This is a genomic window from Christiangramia sp. 3-2217-3z (genome assembly GCF_051195275.1).
Lineage (GTDB): Bacteria > Bacteroidota > Bacteroidia > Flavobacteriales > Flavobacteriaceae > Christiangramia > Christiangramia marina.
The window spans coordinates 318,712-337,017 of record NZ_JBNJLI010000001.1 but is presented as its reverse complement, the minus strand read 5'-3'; the positions used below and the strand labels follow the sequence as shown (position 1 = coordinate 337,017).

Annotated in this window: 15 protein-coding genes; 3 read left to right on the top strand and 12 right to left on the bottom strand. The window is 39.4% G+C overall.

Annotated elements, in window-relative coordinates; translation table 11 throughout:
• Window positions 1-114 precede the first annotated feature (114 nt).
• The 4 genes from ACSHZO_RS01590 to ACSHZO_RS01575 all read right to left on the bottom strand — a co-directional run bounded on the left by ACSHZO_RS01590 (window position 115) and on the right by ACSHZO_RS01575 (window position 6,096).
• Window positions 115-2,382 carry an aconitate hydratase gene (locus tag ACSHZO_RS01590; protein WP_298246359.1) on the bottom strand — a complete coding sequence of 756 codons (2,268 nt, stop codon included), beginning with the start codon at window positions 2,380-2,382 and terminating at the stop codon, window positions 115-117.
• 488 nt (window positions 2,383-2,870) lie between these two features.
• Window positions 2,871-3,821, bottom strand: a complete 951-nt coding sequence (locus tag ACSHZO_RS01585; protein WP_298246358.1) for an AAA family ATPase — start codon at window positions 3,819-3,821, stop codon at window positions 2,871-2,873.
• 3 nt (window positions 3,822-3,824) lie between these two features.
• On the bottom strand, window positions 3,825-5,273 hold the full coding sequence (locus ACSHZO_RS01580; RefSeq protein WP_298246357.1) for a peptidylprolyl isomerase: 1,449 nt from the start codon (window positions 5,271-5,273) through the stop codon (window positions 3,825-3,827).
• A complete protein-coding gene (locus tag ACSHZO_RS01575; RefSeq protein WP_298246356.1) occupies window positions 5,236-6,096 on the bottom strand; it encodes a peptidyl-prolyl cis-trans isomerase in 861 nt (286 codons plus the stop codon). The genes ACSHZO_RS01580 and ACSHZO_RS01575 overlap by 38 nt, the downstream gene beginning before the upstream one ends.
• A gap of 196 nt (window positions 6,097-6,292) precedes the next feature.
• On the opposite strand from ACSHZO_RS01575, the gene ACSHZO_RS01570 reads away from it, so the two are divergent.
• Together ACSHZO_RS01570 and ACSHZO_RS01565 are read left to right on the top strand one after the other, a co-directional pair.
• Entirely contained in the window at window positions 6,293-6,745 is a 453-nt protein-coding gene (locus tag ACSHZO_RS01570) for an SRPBCC family protein (RefSeq protein ID WP_298246355.1), read from the top strand.
• Between the two features lie 65 nt (window positions 6,746-6,810).
• Window positions 6,811-7,362, top strand: coding sequence for an OmpH family outer membrane protein (locus ACSHZO_RS01565; RefSeq protein WP_298246354.1), 552 nt, complete (start codon window positions 6,811-6,813; stop codon window positions 7,360-7,362).
• 68 nt (window positions 7,363-7,430) lie between these two features.
• Here the strand turns inward: ACSHZO_RS01565 and guaB are convergent, their stop codons facing one another.
• A complete protein-coding gene (guaB, locus tag ACSHZO_RS01560; protein WP_298246353.1) occupies window positions 7,431-8,903 on the bottom strand; it encodes an IMP dehydrogenase in 1,473 nt (490 codons plus the stop codon).
• A 201-nt stretch (window positions 8,904-9,104) separates the two neighbouring features.
• Between guaB and ACSHZO_RS01555 the strand changes: the two genes are divergently transcribed.
• Window positions 9,105-9,347 carry a hypothetical protein gene (locus ACSHZO_RS01555; protein WP_298246352.1) on the top strand — a complete coding sequence of 81 codons (243 nt, stop codon included), beginning with the start codon at window positions 9,105-9,107 and terminating at the stop codon, window positions 9,345-9,347.
• 1 nt (window position 9,348) lies between these two features.
• Here the strand turns inward: ACSHZO_RS01555 and ACSHZO_RS01550 are convergent, their stop codons facing one another.
• The 7 genes from ACSHZO_RS01550 to ACSHZO_RS01520 form a co-directional block, all read right to left on the bottom strand.
• Window positions 9,349-11,781, bottom strand: a complete 2,433-nt coding sequence (locus tag ACSHZO_RS01550) for a TonB-dependent receptor domain-containing protein (RefSeq protein ID WP_298246351.1) — start codon at window positions 11,779-11,781, stop codon at window positions 9,349-9,351.
• A complete protein-coding gene (locus ACSHZO_RS01545) occupies window positions 11,762-13,126 on the bottom strand; it encodes an HTTM domain-containing protein (protein WP_298246350.1) in 1,365 nt (454 codons plus the stop codon). Before ACSHZO_RS01545 ends, ACSHZO_RS01550 begins: the two co-directional genes overlap by 20 nt.
• Window positions 13,127-13,133: 7 nt before the next feature.
• Entirely contained in the window at window positions 13,134-14,252 is a 1,119-nt protein-coding gene (locus ACSHZO_RS01540) for an imelysin family protein (protein ID WP_298246349.1), read from the bottom strand.
• Between the two features lie 43 nt (window positions 14,253-14,295).
• On the bottom strand, window positions 14,296-15,507 hold the full coding sequence (locus ACSHZO_RS01535) for a DUF4856 domain-containing protein (RefSeq protein ID WP_298246348.1): 1,212 nt from the start codon (window positions 15,505-15,507) through the stop codon (window positions 14,296-14,298).
• A 134-nt stretch (window positions 15,508-15,641) separates the two neighbouring features.
• Window positions 15,642-16,505, bottom strand: coding sequence for a hydroxymethylglutaryl-CoA lyase (locus ACSHZO_RS01530; RefSeq protein WP_298246347.1), 864 nt, complete (start codon window positions 16,503-16,505; stop codon window positions 15,642-15,644).
• Between the two features lie 105 nt (window positions 16,506-16,610).
• Window positions 16,611-17,225 (bottom strand): LysE family translocator, encoded by a 615-nt coding sequence (locus ACSHZO_RS01525; protein ID WP_298246346.1) that lies wholly within the window; start codon window positions 17,223-17,225, stop codon window positions 16,611-16,613.
• A 5-nt stretch (window positions 17,226-17,230) separates the two neighbouring features.
• Complete coding sequence (locus ACSHZO_RS01520; protein WP_298246345.1) at window positions 17,231-18,253, bottom strand: quinone-dependent dihydroorotate dehydrogenase; 1,023 nt, start codon at window positions 18,251-18,253, stop codon at window positions 17,231-17,233.
• Between the last annotated feature and the right edge of the window lie 53 nt (window positions 18,254-18,306).

Below are 18,306 nucleotides of genomic sequence, written 5' to 3'. Positions count from 1 at the left end.
GATTCAATTTGAATAGTAACTAAAAATTCAAGACTCCAAATCATCACAAATTCTCGAAAAACAAAAAACCTCAGGATTACTCCTGAGGTTCTTTAGAATTATATAACTAAATGCTTATGCTGCGTTCTCCTTTTTAATAAGGTTTAATGCAGATCCATGCTTATACCACTCTATCTGTGGCTGATTATAAGTATGATTAGCTTTAATGGTATCCTTACTTCCATCTGCATGTACAATCTCTATAGTAAGAGGCGTATCTGGTGCGAAGTTTTCAAGATCTATAAAGTTGAAAGTATCATCTTCCTGGATTAGATCATAATCACTTTCATTTGCGAAAGTAAGACCTAACATTCCCTGTTTCTTAAGGTTTGTCTCATGGATACGAGCAAAGGACTTTACAAGTACCACCTTAACACCTAAATGTCTTGGTTCCATAGCTGCGTGCTCTCTGGAAGAACCTTCACCATAGTTATGATCTCCTACTACAACGGTTGGAATCCCTGCTTTTTTGTACTCTCTCTGTACTGCCGGCACACCATCGTACTCACCAGTAAGCTGATTCTTAACAAAGTTGGTCTTCTCATTGTAAGCGTTAATAGCTCCAATTAGACAGTTATTAGAAATATTATCTAAATGTCCTCTATATCTTAACCATGGTCCTGCCATAGAAATATGGTCGGTAGTACATTTACCCCATGCTTTGATCAGCAATTTAGCACCAGTAAGATTTTTACCATCCCAAGGCTCGAAAGGTGTAAGCAATTGAAGTCTTTCACTATCTTCAGCCACTTTAACTTCCACACTGCTTCCATCCTCATTTGGAGCAACATATCCAGCATCCTCTACAGCAAATCCTTTTGTGGGAAGTTCAATTCCCTGAGGTTCATCCAACATTACTTCTTCACCATCCTCGTTCATTAACTTATCACGGGTTGGATCAAAATCCAGTCTACCAGAAATTGCAATTGCTGCAACCATTTCAGGAGAACCTACAAAAGCGTGTGTATTTGGGTTTCCATCTGCACGCTTAGAGAAGTTACGGTTGAAAGAATGCACGATCGTGTTCTTCTCTTCACCTTTTCTATCTGAACGATCCCATTGACCAATACATGGTCCACAGGCATTTGTAAATATAGTTGCATCAAGATCTTCAAAGATCTGAAGCAATCCATCTCTTTCAGCCGTGAATCTAATTTGTTCAGATCCCGGGTTAATCCCGAAGTCAGATTTAGCCTTTACTTTCTTATCCACCGCCTGTTTTGCGATAGAAGCTGCTCTGGTTAAATCTTCATAGGATGAGTTCGTACAGGAACCAATCAGACCCCAATCAACATTGATTGGCCAGTCATGCTCCTTCGCTTTCGCTCCCATTTCAGAAATAGGAGTTGCAAGATCTGGAGTAAATGGTCCATTTAAGTGAGGCTTTAATTCATCTAAATTGATCTCGATCAATTCATCAAAATACTGCTCTGGATTTGCATATACTTCTTCATCACCAGTTAAGTGCTCACGTACTTCATTCGCTGCATCTGCAACATCTGCACGGTTGGTAGCTCTCAGGTAACGCTCCATCGAGTCATCATAACCAAAAGTAGAAGTTGTCGCTCCAACTTCAGCACCCATATTACAGATAGTACCTTTACCAGTACAGGAAAGGTTACGCGCACCTTCACCAAAATATTCTATGATTGCTCCGGTACCACCTTTTACAGTAAGGATACCTGCAACTTTTAAGATCACATCTTTAGAAGAAGTCCAACCAGAAAGTTTTCCGGTTAACTTCACTCCAATAAGTTTAGGAAATTTAAGTTCCCAAGGCATTCCAGCCATTACATCTACAGCATCTGCTCCACCTACTCCAATAGCAACCATTCCTAATCCACCGGCGTTCACCGTGTGAGAATCGGTTCCAATCATCATTCCACCTGGAAATGCATAGTTTTCAAGAACAACCTGGTGGATAATACCTGCACCTGGTTTCCAGAAACCAATTCCATATTTGTTTGATACTGATTCCAGAAAATCGAAAACCTCACTACTACTTTTATTTGCAGATTGCAAATCTATCGCAGCTCCCATTTTCGCCTGGATAAGGTGATCACAATGTACAGTTGTAGGAACAGCTACCTGCTTCTTACCTGCCTGCATAAATTGCAATAATGCCATTTGCGCAGTCGCATCTTGACAAGCAATTCTATCCGGTGAAAATTCTACATAATCCTTACCTCTTTGGAATGCTTCTTTAGCACTCCCATCCCATAAGTGAGAATAAAGGATCTTTTCTGAAAGCGTCAAAGGTTTACCAACAACTTCACGTGCTGTATTCACACGTTCAGCCATGTGGCTATACACCTTCTTAATCATATCAATATCGTATGCCATATTCTGTTTTGTTTTTATTCTAAAAAAGTCTTGCAAAAATAGGAAATTTAGACCGATTTTAAAAATAAGGAGCAATACTCAGAAATCGCTGTAAATTATTTCTGAAATTGTAATTTTTACGATATAAAATTCAATAAAAATGAATTTTAGGATAGATTTCTAAGAATTCGATAACTTCCGAAGTCTATATCGAATATTTGGCAGGTTCGCGGAGCGACTTTTGTCTTCGGAATAAATAAACTACAGGAGCCATAAAAGCAATAAAAAACATGGACAGGATCCAGAATGTTTTGTCACGTAGCTTATTCAGAATCATATCCAGGAGAATGATGATCCAGAATCCGAATAAAAATACAGAGGATACAAATCTCAGGATAAATGCTGAAGATTCATCCAGTCCTGCTATGCTAGCAAAAAACTTATTCCCAAAAGCAAGATCAAAAAAAGTATAGAAAAGAGAATTTTATAGCGCTCTAGAATATTGATCACTAGAATAAATTTTTTATGATTTTTTCAGCAGAAATCCCTTCAGCTTCTGCTTTGTAATTCCTAATGATACGATGTCTCAAAATTCCAATGGCAACCGCCTGAACATTTTCAATATCTGGTGAGAATTTACCCTGTACTGCGGCATGAGTTTTGGCAGCCAGAATTAAATTCTGAGAAGCTCTTGGTCCCGCCCCCCAATCAATATAATTCTTAACAAAATCTGAAGCATCTTTGCCAGGTCTTGTTTTTCCTACCAGTCTCACAGCATATTCTATAACATTATCCGGTACCGGGATACGCCGAATCACTTGTTGAATTTCAGATATTTCTGATGCATTAAATAATGGATTCACTGTTTTCTGAACATCTGTGGTCGTAGATTTGACAACATCCACTTCTTCCTGAAAACTTGGATATTCAAGATTTATTGCAAACATAAACCTGTCCAGCTGGGCCTCAGGCAAAGGGTAGGTTCCCTCCTGTTCTATCGGGTTTTGCGTAGCCAGAACAAAATAGGGTTTATCAAGCTTATAATGATGACCGGCTACCGTAACAGCTCGTTCCTGCATGGCTTCAAGTAAAGCTGCCTGAGTTTTTGGCGGAGTACGGTTGATCTCATCTGCCAGTAAAATATTGGTGAAAACCGGACCCTTTATGAACTTGAATTTGCGATTTTCATCCAGGATCTCTGATCCTAGAATATCGCTGGGCATAAGATCTGGGGTAAATTGTATTCTTTTGAAATCCAGACCAAGCGCTTTAGCGATGGTATTGACCATCAACGTTTTTGCAAGGCCTGGAACTCCGATCAATAATGAGTGTCCCCCTGAAAATATAGAAAGTAAAACCTGCTGCACAACCTCATCCTGACCAACGATCACTTTCGCGATCTCTGTTCTAAGTTCGGCATGTTTCTTTACCAGGTTTTCTATCAGGGCAACGTCAGACATGCATTATTGTTTTAACCAGTCGTTAGCGTAATCACAATCACGGTATTTTCCGTTTACTTTAATATAAGTATCTGCGATCTTCTCTTTTTGCCACTTCTCGATGACATCTAGCTGTTTGTCTCTTAGCGCAAGTTCCTTGATCTTAAGATAATCTGTTGCGTAATCTGCTTCGTGCTCCTCAATTTTCTTAGTAACCTTGATGATCTTGAATTGAGGTCTTCCTGTCCTGTCCTGTTGTGTAAGAACCAGGGAAACTTCACCTTCATCTAAAGATTCCACCTGCTCAAATAGTTTAGGATCGATCTTGGTTAGTTCAAATCTGGTATCACCAGTTCTTGGATTGATCAGTTTCCCACCTTCAGTTTTAGTTTCTTCTTCATCTGAAGCTTCACGAGCAGCTGCCGCAAACTTTAAGTCCCCTTTTACGATCTTACTTCTTAAGGTATCGATTTCAGCTTTCGCTGCCTGTACAGATGCATTCGTTACATCTGGAATCAACAATATATGTCTAAGTTCTACGGTTTGTCCACGAATCTTGTCGATCTGGATAATATGGTAACCAAATTCAGTTTCAAAAGGTTCACTAACCTCACCTTCCTGAAGACTAAAGGCTACATCCTTAAATTCCTTTACAAAGGCATCTTTTCTGGTAAGTGTAATTCTACCTCCATCTGGAGCAGTTCCTGGATCCTGGGAATATAAAACTGCCTTGGTAGAAAAACTTGAACCGTTCTCTTCAATATCAGCTTTAAAACCTTTCAATCTATCTATAACCTTCTGACTTTCTTCCTGAGGAATTTCAGGTTCGATTACGATTTGAGAAAGTTCAATTTCAGTACCAAACATTGGCTTTTCATCCATTTGCACGTAGTACTGTCTCACTTCTTCCGGAGTAACTTCCAGATCCTGAATGATCTTTTCCTGCATTTGCTGCGCAAGCTGTCTTTGCTTGGTAAGTGTAAAGATCTCATCCCTCAATTCGGCTTCGCTATCCTTTTTGTAGAATTCAAGCACTTTCTCCATAGAGCCAGCCTGTTGCTGCAGTCCCTGTATCTGTTGATCAACGATCCCATTTATCTGGTTGTCGTTAATGATGATACTATCCTGTATTGCATGGTGCGCATACAATTTGTTCTCCATTAGAGAACCAGCCAGCTTACAATCATTCACCTCTGCCGTGGTCATTCCCTGTGACTGCATATCCTTATACATCAGGTCGATATCACTTTCAAGAATGATATATTCTCCAACTACTGCAGCGATCCCATCAACTTTCATGCGCTGTTTCCCCTGCATTTCGTTTTCCACCTTCTTCACCTCAGCATCTGGCTGGATCGATGTACTATCTGTTACGATCACTTCCTGTGAAAATCCAAGAGCCGTGAACATCATGCACACTCCTGAAAATAGCGGTTTAATTGTAGATTTCAAATTCATTATTTTTAATTGCATCTTTAGTAATATCCTTTTCTAATTCTTTAATAAGCGACTGCTTTCTTTTATTCAGTAAAATCTCGCGAATGGTTGCTGAAGCATAATCTAAAGGAGCCTGTTCATTTCTTGCCAGTACATCGTTCACATAAACAAGGTACACATTTAATGAATCCTTTAACTCCAGGAAATTTGAATTTCGCAATAGCTTTGACCGATCCTCTACAGAAAGCGGACCAATTTTATCATAAACAGATTTTGTTTTCACCCAAACAGAATCGTTCATGCTGTAATTTTTAAACTGAATCGCCATATTGCTTAATGCGTCCTGATCTTCAACATCAAAGCGACGAAATTTAGTTCTTATTTCATCAAGGTTGTTCGTATTCTTCGGAAGATTAATATACCTGAGTTTTACAAGGTCCTCATTCAGAATAAAATTTTCCCCATTCTTCTTATAATAAGCTTCGATCTCGTTCTTGTTGAGGGAGGTATCAAGATCCCGGGTGACAATAGCGTCTGTATATGCATTGGTAAACAACTCATTCTTATAGTTCTCCACAAGGGCATTGAATTCTGCCTGTTGCTCTCCTGGTAAATTGAGTTTTGCCCTGTCTATCAACAATTGCTGAGTCGCCCAGCGAGTCACGTAATTCCCAACGATTATCGAACTGTCTTCAGGAGAAGTATCTTCATCAATAAGAGATTGTATATCCTCCTCGTATAAATAAGAATCATTGACTCTTACTACCTGTACCCTGTTATCGGTTTGCTGAAAATACTCACAACTGCCAAACAGCAATGAGCACAATCCAAGATAAAACCAATAAAAACGTCTATTCAAAATCAATCGTTTAAGCACCTCTTTTATTAAGCTGAAAACACCTTCAGCTCTTACTAAACTTACTATCCGCGCAAAAATAACAATTACTTGAGGTTCTGCAAGCTAAAGGCTTAACGAATAAGCAACCTACGAAATTATAAATTCTGAAAGATTTTTATTTCCGTAGTATCTTAGACTGAAGCTAACGCAAAATCATATGAAATACGAACAGAAAATTGTGATCGACAAACCTCTTAACGAGGTCATAGAAAAATTTTCAGATCCGGATAGTCTTAAACACTGGCAGGAAGGTTTTATTTTCATGAAACCCATAAACGGAGTACTTGGAGAAAAAGGCTCTCAGAATCTTCTGAAGTTCAAGATGAATGGTCGTGAGATCGAAATGACCGAGACCATACTCGCCAACGAACTCCCTCAAAAATATGAAGCCACTTATATCGCTAAAGGTGTATTTAACCAACAGGCAAATTATTTCGAGGAGATCGAACCTGGGAAAACGCTGTGGCGCACGCATAATGAGTTCAGGTTCTCAGGATTTATGAAAGCTATTGGAATGATGATGCCCGGAGCATTTAAAAAGCAATCAAAACAATTCATGACAGACTTCAAAGCTTTTGCTGAAGAAGGTAAAAGTGTGCTCGATAAATAATTAATTTTTCTGAAGGATAGCTGATATTTACCTCAGCCTGTTATATTTGCGAAAAAATATTTAGAATGAAACGATTAAGTATTGCCATTTTAATGCTATTTGTAGTAGTTTCTGCAAACGCACAATCAAAAATTGGAACTATTGACGCAGAATATATCCTGGCTCAAATGCCAGAAAATGCTGATGTAAATAAATCTCTGGAAGTTTACAACGAAGAGCTTCAGGGCGACCTGAAGAACACTATTGGGAAATATGAAACAGCGGTAAAGGAATACCAGGAAACCAATGTAGGTCTTACAGATGATGTCAAGAAAGAAAAAGAAAACGAGATCATTGGAATGGAGAATGAGATCAAAGGCTTTAGACAGAAAGCATCTGTAATGCTTCAAATGAAAAGAAGTGAACTAACCGGTCCACTTTATGCAAAGATCGATACAGCAATGAAAGAAGTGATCCAGGAAGAAGGTTATACTCAAATATTTCATTCTGGTTCTGGCGGACTTGCATTCTCAAGAGAACAGGATGATATCACGCTTAAAGTGATGGAAAAAATGGGTATAGAATTAAAACCTGAAACTACTCAACAGGCAGCCGGATCTACTACTACAGAAAACTAGAAATTTTAATCATTTCAAATAAAAAAAGCCCTGCAACTTGCGGGGCTTTTTTATTTCAATTTCTTAAATTATCTACTGTAATTAGGAGATTCTTTCGTGATCGTTACATCATGAGGATGACTTTCGTGAACTCCGGCAGCTGTGATTCTTACGAACTTTCCAGTTTCCTTCAAGGTTTCTACATCTCCTGCACCACAATATCCCATTCCAGCTTTAAGCCCACCAATGAACTGGTGAATACTTTCTTCCAGGTCTCCTTTATAAGGAACTCTTCCAACAATCCCTTCTGGTACAAGTTTCTTGATGTCATCTTCCACATCCTGGAAGTATCGATCTTTCGAACCTTTTTCCATAGCTTCAACAGATCCCATTCCACGATAAGACTTGAATTTACGACCTTCGTATATGATCGTTTCACCCGGTGATTCCTTAGTTCCTGCGAGCAGTGAACCAAGCATCACGCAATCTGCACCTGCAGCGATCGCTTTTGGGATGTCTCCGGTATAACGAATTCCTCCATCGGCAATTACCGGTACGCCAGAACCTTTGATTGCTGCTGCAACCTCCAGTACGGCTGAAAATTGTGGAAAACCGACTCCAGCTACAACTCGCGTTGTACAAATAGAACCTGGTCCAATTCCCACCTTAACAGCATCTGCGCCTGCGTCTACCAGGTATTTAGCAGCTTCTCCGGTAGCTATATTTCCAACAACTACGTCAAGATCTGGGAATTTCTTTTTTACTTCTTTAAGCACCTGCACCACTCCTTTAGTGTGACCATGAGCGGTATCTATAATGATGGCGTCCACACCTGCATTTACTAAAGCTTCAGCGCGGTCCACTGCATCTCCGGTAACACCCACCGCTGCGGCTACGCGAAGTCTTCCGTAGGTATCTTTGTTCGCCATTGGCTTTTGGGTAAGCTTGGTGATATCACGAAACGTGATCAAACCAACCAGTTTATCCTCAGCATTTACGACCGGAAGTTTTTCAATTTTATTTTCCTGTAGAATAACTTCTGCATCCTCCAGTGAAGTCCCTTCAGAAACTGTTACCAGGTTTTCTGAGGTCATTACCTCTTGTATAGGTCTTCCTGTATTCTTTTCGAATCTTAGGTCACGATTGGTTACAATTCCAATAAGTTTCCCGGCATCATCTACAATTGGAATTCCTCCAATGCTATGTTCTTTCATGGAATCTTTAGCATCTCCAACCTTGGCTGTAATTGGCAGGGTTACAGGATCTATGATCATCCCACTTTCTGCACGCTTTACCTTTCTAACTTTCAAAGCCTGCTGCTCGATCGTCATGTTCTTGTGAAGTACGCCAATTCCACCTTCTCTTGCCATGGCAATTGCCATTCTGGATTCGGTTACGGTATCCATCGCTGCGGAAACGATAGGAACGTTAATTGGAATATTGCGTGTAAATTTTGACTGAATACTTACTTCTCTTGGGAGAACTTCAGAATATGCCGGTACTAAAAGTACATCGTCATAAGTTAGTCCGTCACCTAGAATTTTGGAATCGTGTGCGATCATTGCAATTAGGGATTTAATTGCATGCAAAGATATGGTTTATAAGTGACAATCAATGAAGTATTCCACTTAACAAAACATAAATCTCCTATAAGAAATAGAAGACCGCAAAAGTTTACACCTTTATCTAATTATATGGCTTACAGATATTTAAATTCATTCTTAATGCATTGCTCGCTATCTTTAGTTTAAAATGAATCGATTATGAGTATTAGATTAGGAAACAGCTGCACCAATTGCGACAATTTTCAGAATAATTTTTGTACCAAACATGAGACCGCGGTCAATGTTCAGCATACCTGCGACAGTTTTCAAATGAGAGCGTCTATTAAAAATGAGAAGAACTGCCTTAATTGTGCCAGATATGAAAGTCCAACCTGTGCGAATCCCCAAAAGGCCGCGCCAGGAATGTTATGCAGTCACTGGGCACCGCAAGCTACTGCGTGATCTATAATTTAATTTGCAGACTTGAGTACCAGGTAAGCGGTTGCGCAGGAATGATCCCGGGCCCAGGATATCCTGTGGCCCTACGTGTAAAGTAACTATTATCCAACAGGTTATTAATCCCGGCTTCCAGCTTAAATTTGCCAAGTGTATAGCTGGCCGATACATCCATAATTCCATAAGATGGAATGGAACCTCGAATTCCGTTAATTCTGTCATCCACATCCTGAGGAGCATTTGTAGCGTCTGAGAACTGTTCAGATAAATAGGTGTATTGCAGACCTGCGAGGAAGTTTTTATAGCCAAAATTAAGACCGGTTTTCAGGTTTACCTTCGGAATAAATTCAACTTCATTTCCTTCTACGTTGATCTCATTAGAATCCACATATTCAGAACTTGTAAAGGCAGTATTTACAAAATAGTTGAGCTTATGATCTTCCGAAGTTTCAAAGAAAGTATTCTTTAGATCCCAATCAGCGAATGTTTCCAGTCCGTATATAAAGGCATCGCCAATATTGGATTTATATCGGTAATAATCTGTAGCTGTAGCGACATCTACAACCCCTATTCTGTCATTATATCTTAATCCAAAAATGCTAACATCGTAAGAAACCTTATCGGCCAGTCTACCGCGCACACCTATATCTGCAGTGAAACCTTCTTCATCGGTAATTTCAGGATCAATGACCAGATTGGGATTTACAACCCTTATGTCATTAAAGGTAACAGACCTATAATTCTGGGAGATATTTGCGTAGAGTTCGTTCTTAGGATTCAGGGAATAACTGGAACCAACACCAAGTAAGACAAAAGATCGCTCGAAATCACGACTATCTTCTACAGTTTCATTCTGAAGTGGATTTCCGGCCAGATCCAGAATAATATTTTTGTAAGAGCCTTCAGAAGCCGTATTTATATATTCAAATCTAAAGCCTGGTGTAACCGATAATCTTTCAGAAATATTAAAAATGTTTTCTCCAAAAATTGCAAGGTTCTTATTAGGGAAGTTAAACTCAGCCTGTCTCGCGTAATCTGGATATGTTGTATCTGCAAATGAGAAATCGGGACCGGTCGCATTGGAGCCAGGTCCTTGTCTCTGGTCATTATTGGCATCATAATACTTTGCTCCAATTAAAAATACTGACTGATCATTAAGCAGATCGTACCTTGTTAATAACCTCGTTTCGATTCCCCAGTTCGAAAAATTATCTACCAGCAATTCTCTTGGTGCATCGAGATCGTCTACCTGGGAAACTCTATCCACTCTAAATCCGAGCGCTTTTCTTGTGGCATCTAGTCCGAAGAAATTTACACTAACATCTGTTCTGTCTGTAAGTTTGTGTTGGAGTTTGAATGCATAAAGATTCCAGTTAACATCGAACCAGTTTCTCTCCCGATTGCTGAAATCCGGATCTTCATAGAATTGAAAATCTGAAAGCCCTCCTGGTTGTTGTGCCAGGTAGTCCAGGTAAGTATACTCAAAACTAATATTGGTGCGATCACTAAGCTGGTAACCAAGATGTGCGAACACATTCCTGGAATCATAACCAGAGTTAGGACGGAAACCTTCGCCACCCTTATAATGAAAATAAGTATAGTAACTTAATTTTCCCACAGTCCCACTAAGGCTGTTGAAACTGGTAAAAAGGTTATATGAACCAACACTCTGCCTGGAAATCAGTTCTATTTTCTTATCCTTTACAGGTTCCTTGAATTTGAAATTGATCATTCCACCAAACTGCGTCCCGTATTGCAAAGAAGCAGCTCCACGAACCACCTGAATTTCTTTGAGAGCTTCTGCCGGCGGTGTATAGTAGCTTTCAGGATATCCTAAAACATCGGCAGAAATATCGTAACCGTTTTGCCTGGTATTAAAATTCTGGGTTCGGTTGGGATCAAGCCCGCGACCTCCAATATTTAATTGCAAACCTGCATCGCCATTATCATAGATATTTAGTCCTACAACCTGGTTATAGATCTGCCTGGCATTATTCGCCGCCAGGTTTCCTACTGTTTTATCAAGCAGAACCACTTCACTTTTCTTACCTGCATAAATTGCAGTTCCTTCAACCTTACGCAGTTTTCGTAGGGCGAAAATCTCTTCCCTGCGATTAGTGATCATTACTTCACTAAGATTGTTGGAAAGTTTTGCAAGCTCAAAATTCACTCGAGTATCTGCATTGATAAAGATCTCTTTATCTGCGATCGCATATTCAAAACTGAAAACTGCAAATTCGTAATTACCCTGCTGAAGATTCTCTATGCTGAAAACACCATCTTCATTGGTAAGGACCATTTCTGAAACTGTTTTGTTCCATACTTCAGCATTAGCAATAGGTGAGCCGTCTTCTACTGAAGTAACCGTTCCACTTACCGTGAATTGGGCCTGAGCCAGTGAAGTAAACAAGAATATGATACTAAAGACCTTTAATTTCATCCTGGAATGGTAATATGAATTCTTTGTGTTCAAACGAGTCGGCAAAATTAAGCAAATTTACATCAGGATCGATGTAAGGCGCACTCTTTCTGCCGTTAAGGGCCACGTAGTTCTCTACGTAAATCTCTATGTTTTGATGACCATCTTTGCTGAAATGATCTTCAAGAAATTTCGCGTATTGCAAAATAAAGTCTGGCTGAAAAGACATTTGCTTCTCCTGAAAAGGGGTAAGAAAATCTGAATTATTTACGTAAAAGCGATTTCCGGTTTCAGCATCTACTATCTTAAATTGAGCGTAACCAGCTTTTTCCATAAGCATCACCCTCCAGCTAAATCTAAAACCTTCTTCAGTCCAGAATAATTCTCCCGGGTATGCTAAATATCTCCACGGTAGTAAAAGCTGAATTGTAAAGAATATTACGACGACAGTTCTCACGATCTTGCCGGTAATATCAGGAAACTGGTATACTTCAGAAGTATCGAATCTTGATTTATTGATCTTAAATATTTCAGCAATAAAATTCAGGATTCTGTGGTGTAGCTTCGGACTAAAAAATATCAAAGCGCTTACGATCATGATGTAAGGGAACATTCCAATAGGGAAAAGTACACGGGTGAGAACATGAAAAATGATCACCATGACAAAAGCTGTAAATCGTGTACGACGCCACAGTAGTAAAAATGGAATAAAGAGATCGTACAGCATTCCGCTCCAGCTAAAGGCGTAATGCAACCATTCCTGCTGCATGAGATCTCCCAGCCACGGCAGATCGTATTTGGAGGGTAGCCAGATTTTCAAAGGCATGGCTCTTAACAACCAATCTGAATTTAGTTTTGCCAGTCCCGCATAGAAATATACGATGGCCAGAAGCAGTTTTAAAGAATCCACGCACCAGGCCGGTACTTTTTGAAAGGATTTCTTTCTATCTCTCCAGGCATCTATAGAAAAATACACATTCGCTGGTAGAAAGATCATCAAAAAGCTCAGGATGCTAATAAAGTAATAATGGTTCAAATAAGTTGTTTTATCCATAAGCTCGATGTAGGTGAAACTCAGGAAAAACAAAATGATTGAAAGTCGGTATTTGAAACCTGCTGCGACAGCCAGGGAAGAAAGTCCGCAGATGATAAATATAAAATAGGTATACTCACCTATTGGCTGTACCCATTCAAATCCATAATAAGAGAAAAAAAATTTCGGGGCAATGTAGAGTTTCTCGATCCAGCCGTTAGCCCAGAAACGCACGATACTGGCAAACATCATCAAACCAAAAAATAAACGAAAAGCTGCCAAAGGGGCAGCTTCCGTATACTTTTTTAGATATTTATTTGCAGAAAACAGCATTCAGATATTAATCTCCATCTGAATCTACATAATCCACACTAATGGATAATGCCTGCATCATGTCAACTTTTAGAAGAATCACAGCCTTCTGTAATTCGTCATAAGCTTCCAGCATTTTAGTGTTATCTTTTTCTACCTGTGATTTCAAATTCGATTCCAGAGATGAACTTTGAGATTGAATGGCATCTAACTGGTTTTCAATTAAACTAGCCAGATCTGATCCTTCTTTCATACTATCCAGATACTCCAGGTATTGTTTGTAACTACTTCCAGTTCCGTTTCCTGAAAAATGTCTTCCGTAGAAAAAGTCTTCGAAGCTCTGTAACGCTTCCAGGTAAAGTTCTCTTGAAATCTCAGAATTGAAACGCGCTTCTACATTCGAAGGAGACGCAGTCCCTGTAAATGCACCTGCCGGAAATCCTATCTTTCCAGATCTAAGAATCTTCTCGAAGTACATTACATAGTCATTCGTAAATTTATCTACAGAACCTGTACTTGATGATGAAGTATTACTTACAAAAGTATCTCTGTAATCTCCATTCCAGGAATTTGAAACTTCAGTAGTAAGAGCATTCATTCTTGAGGCTACAGCATTTAAATAAGTACGGTAATTCTCATTAGAGCTATATAGGGCCACGGTTTCTTCCGAAGTTCCCATACCGAATAAAAGGTAATCCAAAGCTGGCAGTCCCTGTTCTGCAAAACTGGATGGTAATTCCAGATTGAAAGAACCTGAACTTATTTTAGAATCGATATTTGAAGTATTAGCCGGATAGGTATTTAGATAACTACGATAGTTAATTTCCTCTGCCTTTCCAACCTGGAACATAGAAACCGATTGGAAGCTCTTGTATGCATCTACATAAGCCTCACGAAGTTGCTGCAAACCTGCAGCATCTGGAGCTGAGGTAAAAGCAGTGGCTGCGGTTTCAACATTCTGAGTCTTGGTAGCCATATTATTGTAAGCAGGGACAATGATATTATCTGCCCAGTTTACCAGCATTGCGCCACGATCAAAAGAATCTGTTCCTCCAGTTTCCCCACCTGTCTCGGTGCCGTCATCTTCAGAAGAACAAGCCGCGAAGATCAGTGCAAATACAATGAATAGTCTTGAAAATTTAATCATATCGTTTAATTGAAAAACCGGAGCACAGGACTCCGGCAAATTATTATTCTGCAGCTTCAGCTACACTAAAATCAAATTCTGCAGCGATCTTTTCTGAAATACTATCCAGAGTATCAGGACTTACTTCCCAGAAACCATTCCCGCTTAATAATTGATCTTTAAAATTGTTGATATCAGACACGCTTACATAAGGCATGTTTGTCATAGGATCATTGGTAAATCTTAAGCTATAAAGGAAACCATAACCTTCAGATAAGGCATGGAATGCTGCGCCAAACTCACCATTCGCAAGAAGGTTCTTACCATCCTGCAAATAGTACACTGCTCTTACCGCGATCGTTTTGGAAATATTCTCACGAATAATAGCAACCTGCTCATCACGTACTATATAATTCCCTGCAACGATTGCTGCTCTACCAGTTTTAAAGGCTTCAAAAGTTTCTTCAGCCAATCCGGTGAAATCTTCATCTTCATCAACCTGTCCTAAATAGCTGAACAATAATCTATCATCGCTTTCATTCAGGATAGAATTTGGATTAGAAGCTGGAATTGATGGATCACCATATAAGTAACCATAAGCTTCATCCCACTTATGTTCCATCGTCGTGTAATTTTCACCTTCTTCCGGTAGCTCATCATCGTTGTTCAACCTGTTATCGGCTTCGTCAAGAACTGGCTGAGACAGGTAGTTATTAAGAATTTGATCTGCCAGAAGACCACCAATTAGCGACTTGGCAAATGCCTGATTTAATTCCAGACCTTTTCCATTCACGTATCTTACAAGCGTTCCCTGAGCGATCTGTCCTGCCTGACCTGCTTCTGCAAGCACATCTTTATTTGCTTTAACAGTAGTCATTTGCTCGGTAATCCAGGATTCAAAATCAGCTTTGATCTCACTGGCTTCTACATTATTGGTAGCAAAGTACAGGTTTGAAGCTGCTACTTTGGATTTGATACTTTTACTGGAAGCATTAAGATCTGCATTCGCGAAAGGTGAATTCTCATTCGCAAACATATTCAGCAACATTTCTTCTGAAGCGTTGTCAAAATCGGTAAAGTTTGAAAGGATTTCCGCAGACATCTGTAACCTGGTAGTCTGGCCTTCAAAATTAACGGTAGAAGCTCCGTTTCTTGTAAATTCATAAGAAACTGGGACTTCAATATTTTTTTCGTTTAGGATATCAGAGTCATCATCAGATGAACAAGAGCTTAAAGTTAGGGCTGCAACAAAGGCTGAAACGAACAGCTTTTTCATATAGTTTTATTTAGACCGGTTTAAAATAACTAATTCCAGCGCAAATATAATATGAGCTTATAATTACCGCAAATTTATTTAGATTAATTTTAAATAGGTTTTCTAAATACCTGTATTCATTTCGATAAACGCTATTAATGATAGGCGTTGAAGATCTTTGAAGCCTCGTTGTAGGATGACTCGAAACTTGTCATTTTAATGTTATGATCTGCTTTGGCTGCGTTAAAATAAGAGAGCATTTTTTCTGAAGGCATATTCCCCGTTAGCTCATCTTTAGCCATAGGGCAACCACCAAATCCCTGAATAGCGCCATCAAATCTTCTACATCCTGCCTTATAAGCAGCGTCGATCTTTTCATGCCACTTCGATGGAGTCGTATGCAGATGCGCACCAAATTCTACCTCAGGGTATTTGGGAATTAGGTTTGAAAACAAATATTCAATGATATCTGGCGAAGATGTTCCAACCGTATCTGATAGACTTAGAATCTTCACTCCCATTCCCGCCAGTTTTTCTGTCCATTCTCCAACGATTTCTACGTTCCATGGATCTCCATAAGGATTGCCAAATCCCATGCTCAGGTAAGCAACCACTTCTTTATTTGAACCATTGGCAATGTCCAGGATCTCCTGCAATACCTCTACAGATTCTGCAATGGTTTTGTGGGTATTCCGCATTTGAAAATTTTCAGAAATTGAGAAAGGATAACCTAAGTAATCTATTTCCTCAAAAACAGAGGCATCCTGAGCTCCGCGAGTATTAGCAACGATAGCAAGTAATTTGGATTGGGTTTTTGAAAGATCTAATCTGGAAAGCAGATCTGCCGTATCCTGCATTTGCGGGATAGCCTTGGGTGAAACAAAACTTCCAAAGTCGATAGTATCGAATCCACACCTTAAAAGTGACTGAATATACTGCGCCTTTTTCTCTGTAGGAATGAATTCTTTAATTCCCTGCATCGCATCGCGGGGACACTCGATTAGTTTCACTTGAGCCATATGGTCAAAGATAGTATTTTAAAGAAAATTTAAAAAGAATATAGTTTCATTGATAATCTGAAATTTCAGAATCAATTATTCCCAGGATAGCTAAGGATTCTATAATTAGATAAGAATTAGAATCGCTATAAGAATAAAAATGACGACCTGTAACCATTTAAGAAATATTCCAGAAGAAGGATATGATCTTACCCAGCCAGATATCCTGTTTGCGGCAAAAGCCACCAGACAGAAAATGACCAGTGCCTGTAACATGAATACAAATCCAAGTACATAAAACTGCCAGACGGTATTGCCATCAGGTTCCCATAGAAATCCAGGAAAGAATGCCAGGAAAAAGATTCCAACTTTTGGATTCAGGACGTTCATGATAAATCCCTGTCGAAATAATGACAACAGACTTTTATGTCTAATTCCTTCCGAAGAAAAGGCAATTTCAGGATTAGACCTGTATACCTGGTAAGCGAGGTATAGTAAATACAAAGCTCCGAGTATTTTGATGATGAGAAAAGTAGTATCAGACTGCCGGATGATCGCCGAAACTCCAAAAGCTACCAGGCTAGTATGAATAATTATTCCAGAAACAAGGCCGAACGCCGTAGCGACACCCTGTTTCGCTCCGTATGCGATCGATCTTACCAATACATAGATGATATCCGGTCCGGGAGAAAATGTAAGTAGTATGGAAGCGGTAAGAAAAGGAATTAGTTGTTCGAGCATCTTAACTATAATCCTTTCTGCAGAATCTTCTTATTGATATCTTTTATTAGCTGAGGACCTTCATAAATAAAGCCTGTGTATAGCTGAACCAAGCTTGCTCCGGCTTCCAGTTTTTCAACAGCATCTTCTGCAGAATGTATTCCACCAACCCCGATTATAGGAAAAGAACGACCGCTTTTTTCAGAAAGAAAACGTATCACTTGTGTAGCCCTTTTTGTGAGAGGTTTTCCACTAAGTCCGCCCATTTCGCTTTTGTTCTCAGACTGCAGTCCTTCACGCGAAATTGTAGTATTAGTAGCGATCACCCCGGCGATTCTGGTTTCCTGAACGATCTCAATGATATCCAAAAGTTGCTCGTCTGTAAGATCTGGTGCGATCTTTAATAAAATAGGCTTCGACTTATTTTTAAGTTCGTTTTTCTTCTGAAGAGTGTTCAGTAGTAATTTTAGTGGATCTTTATCCTGAAGTTCCCTTAAGTTCGGAGTATTTGGTGAGCTAACATTCACCACAAAATAATCTACATAATCAAAGAGTGCTTCAAAAGAATAAACATAATCATCTACCGCTTTATCATTGGGAGTAAGCTTGTTCTTTCCAATATTACCACCAATAAGCACGTTTGTATTTTCCTTTAATCTGGCAACCATCTGCTCCACTCCTTCATTATTGAAACCCATACGGTTTATAATGGCTGAATCTTCGGGTAACCTGAATAACCTGGTTTTCTCATTCCCTGACTGGGGCTTTGGTGTTACAGTTCCTACTTCTACGAAACCAAAACCTAAAGCTGAAAGTTCTTTGTAAAGCTTTGCATCTTTATCAAAACCTGCGGCCAGACCTACAGGGTTTTTAAACTTCAGTCCAAAGACTTCCCGTTCCAGACGTTTATCAGAAATATTAAATCTTGATCTTAGAAAGGCTAATGCTCCGGGGATCTTGCAAAATTTCCGAAGAAAATTAAAGGTGAAATAATGAATCTGCTCTGGATCGTACTTGAAAAGCGCTGGTCTTATAAGTGACTTATACATCTAGGTAGGTTTATGCAAAAATAGCAGGATTTCAGCAAAATCTATATGAAAAC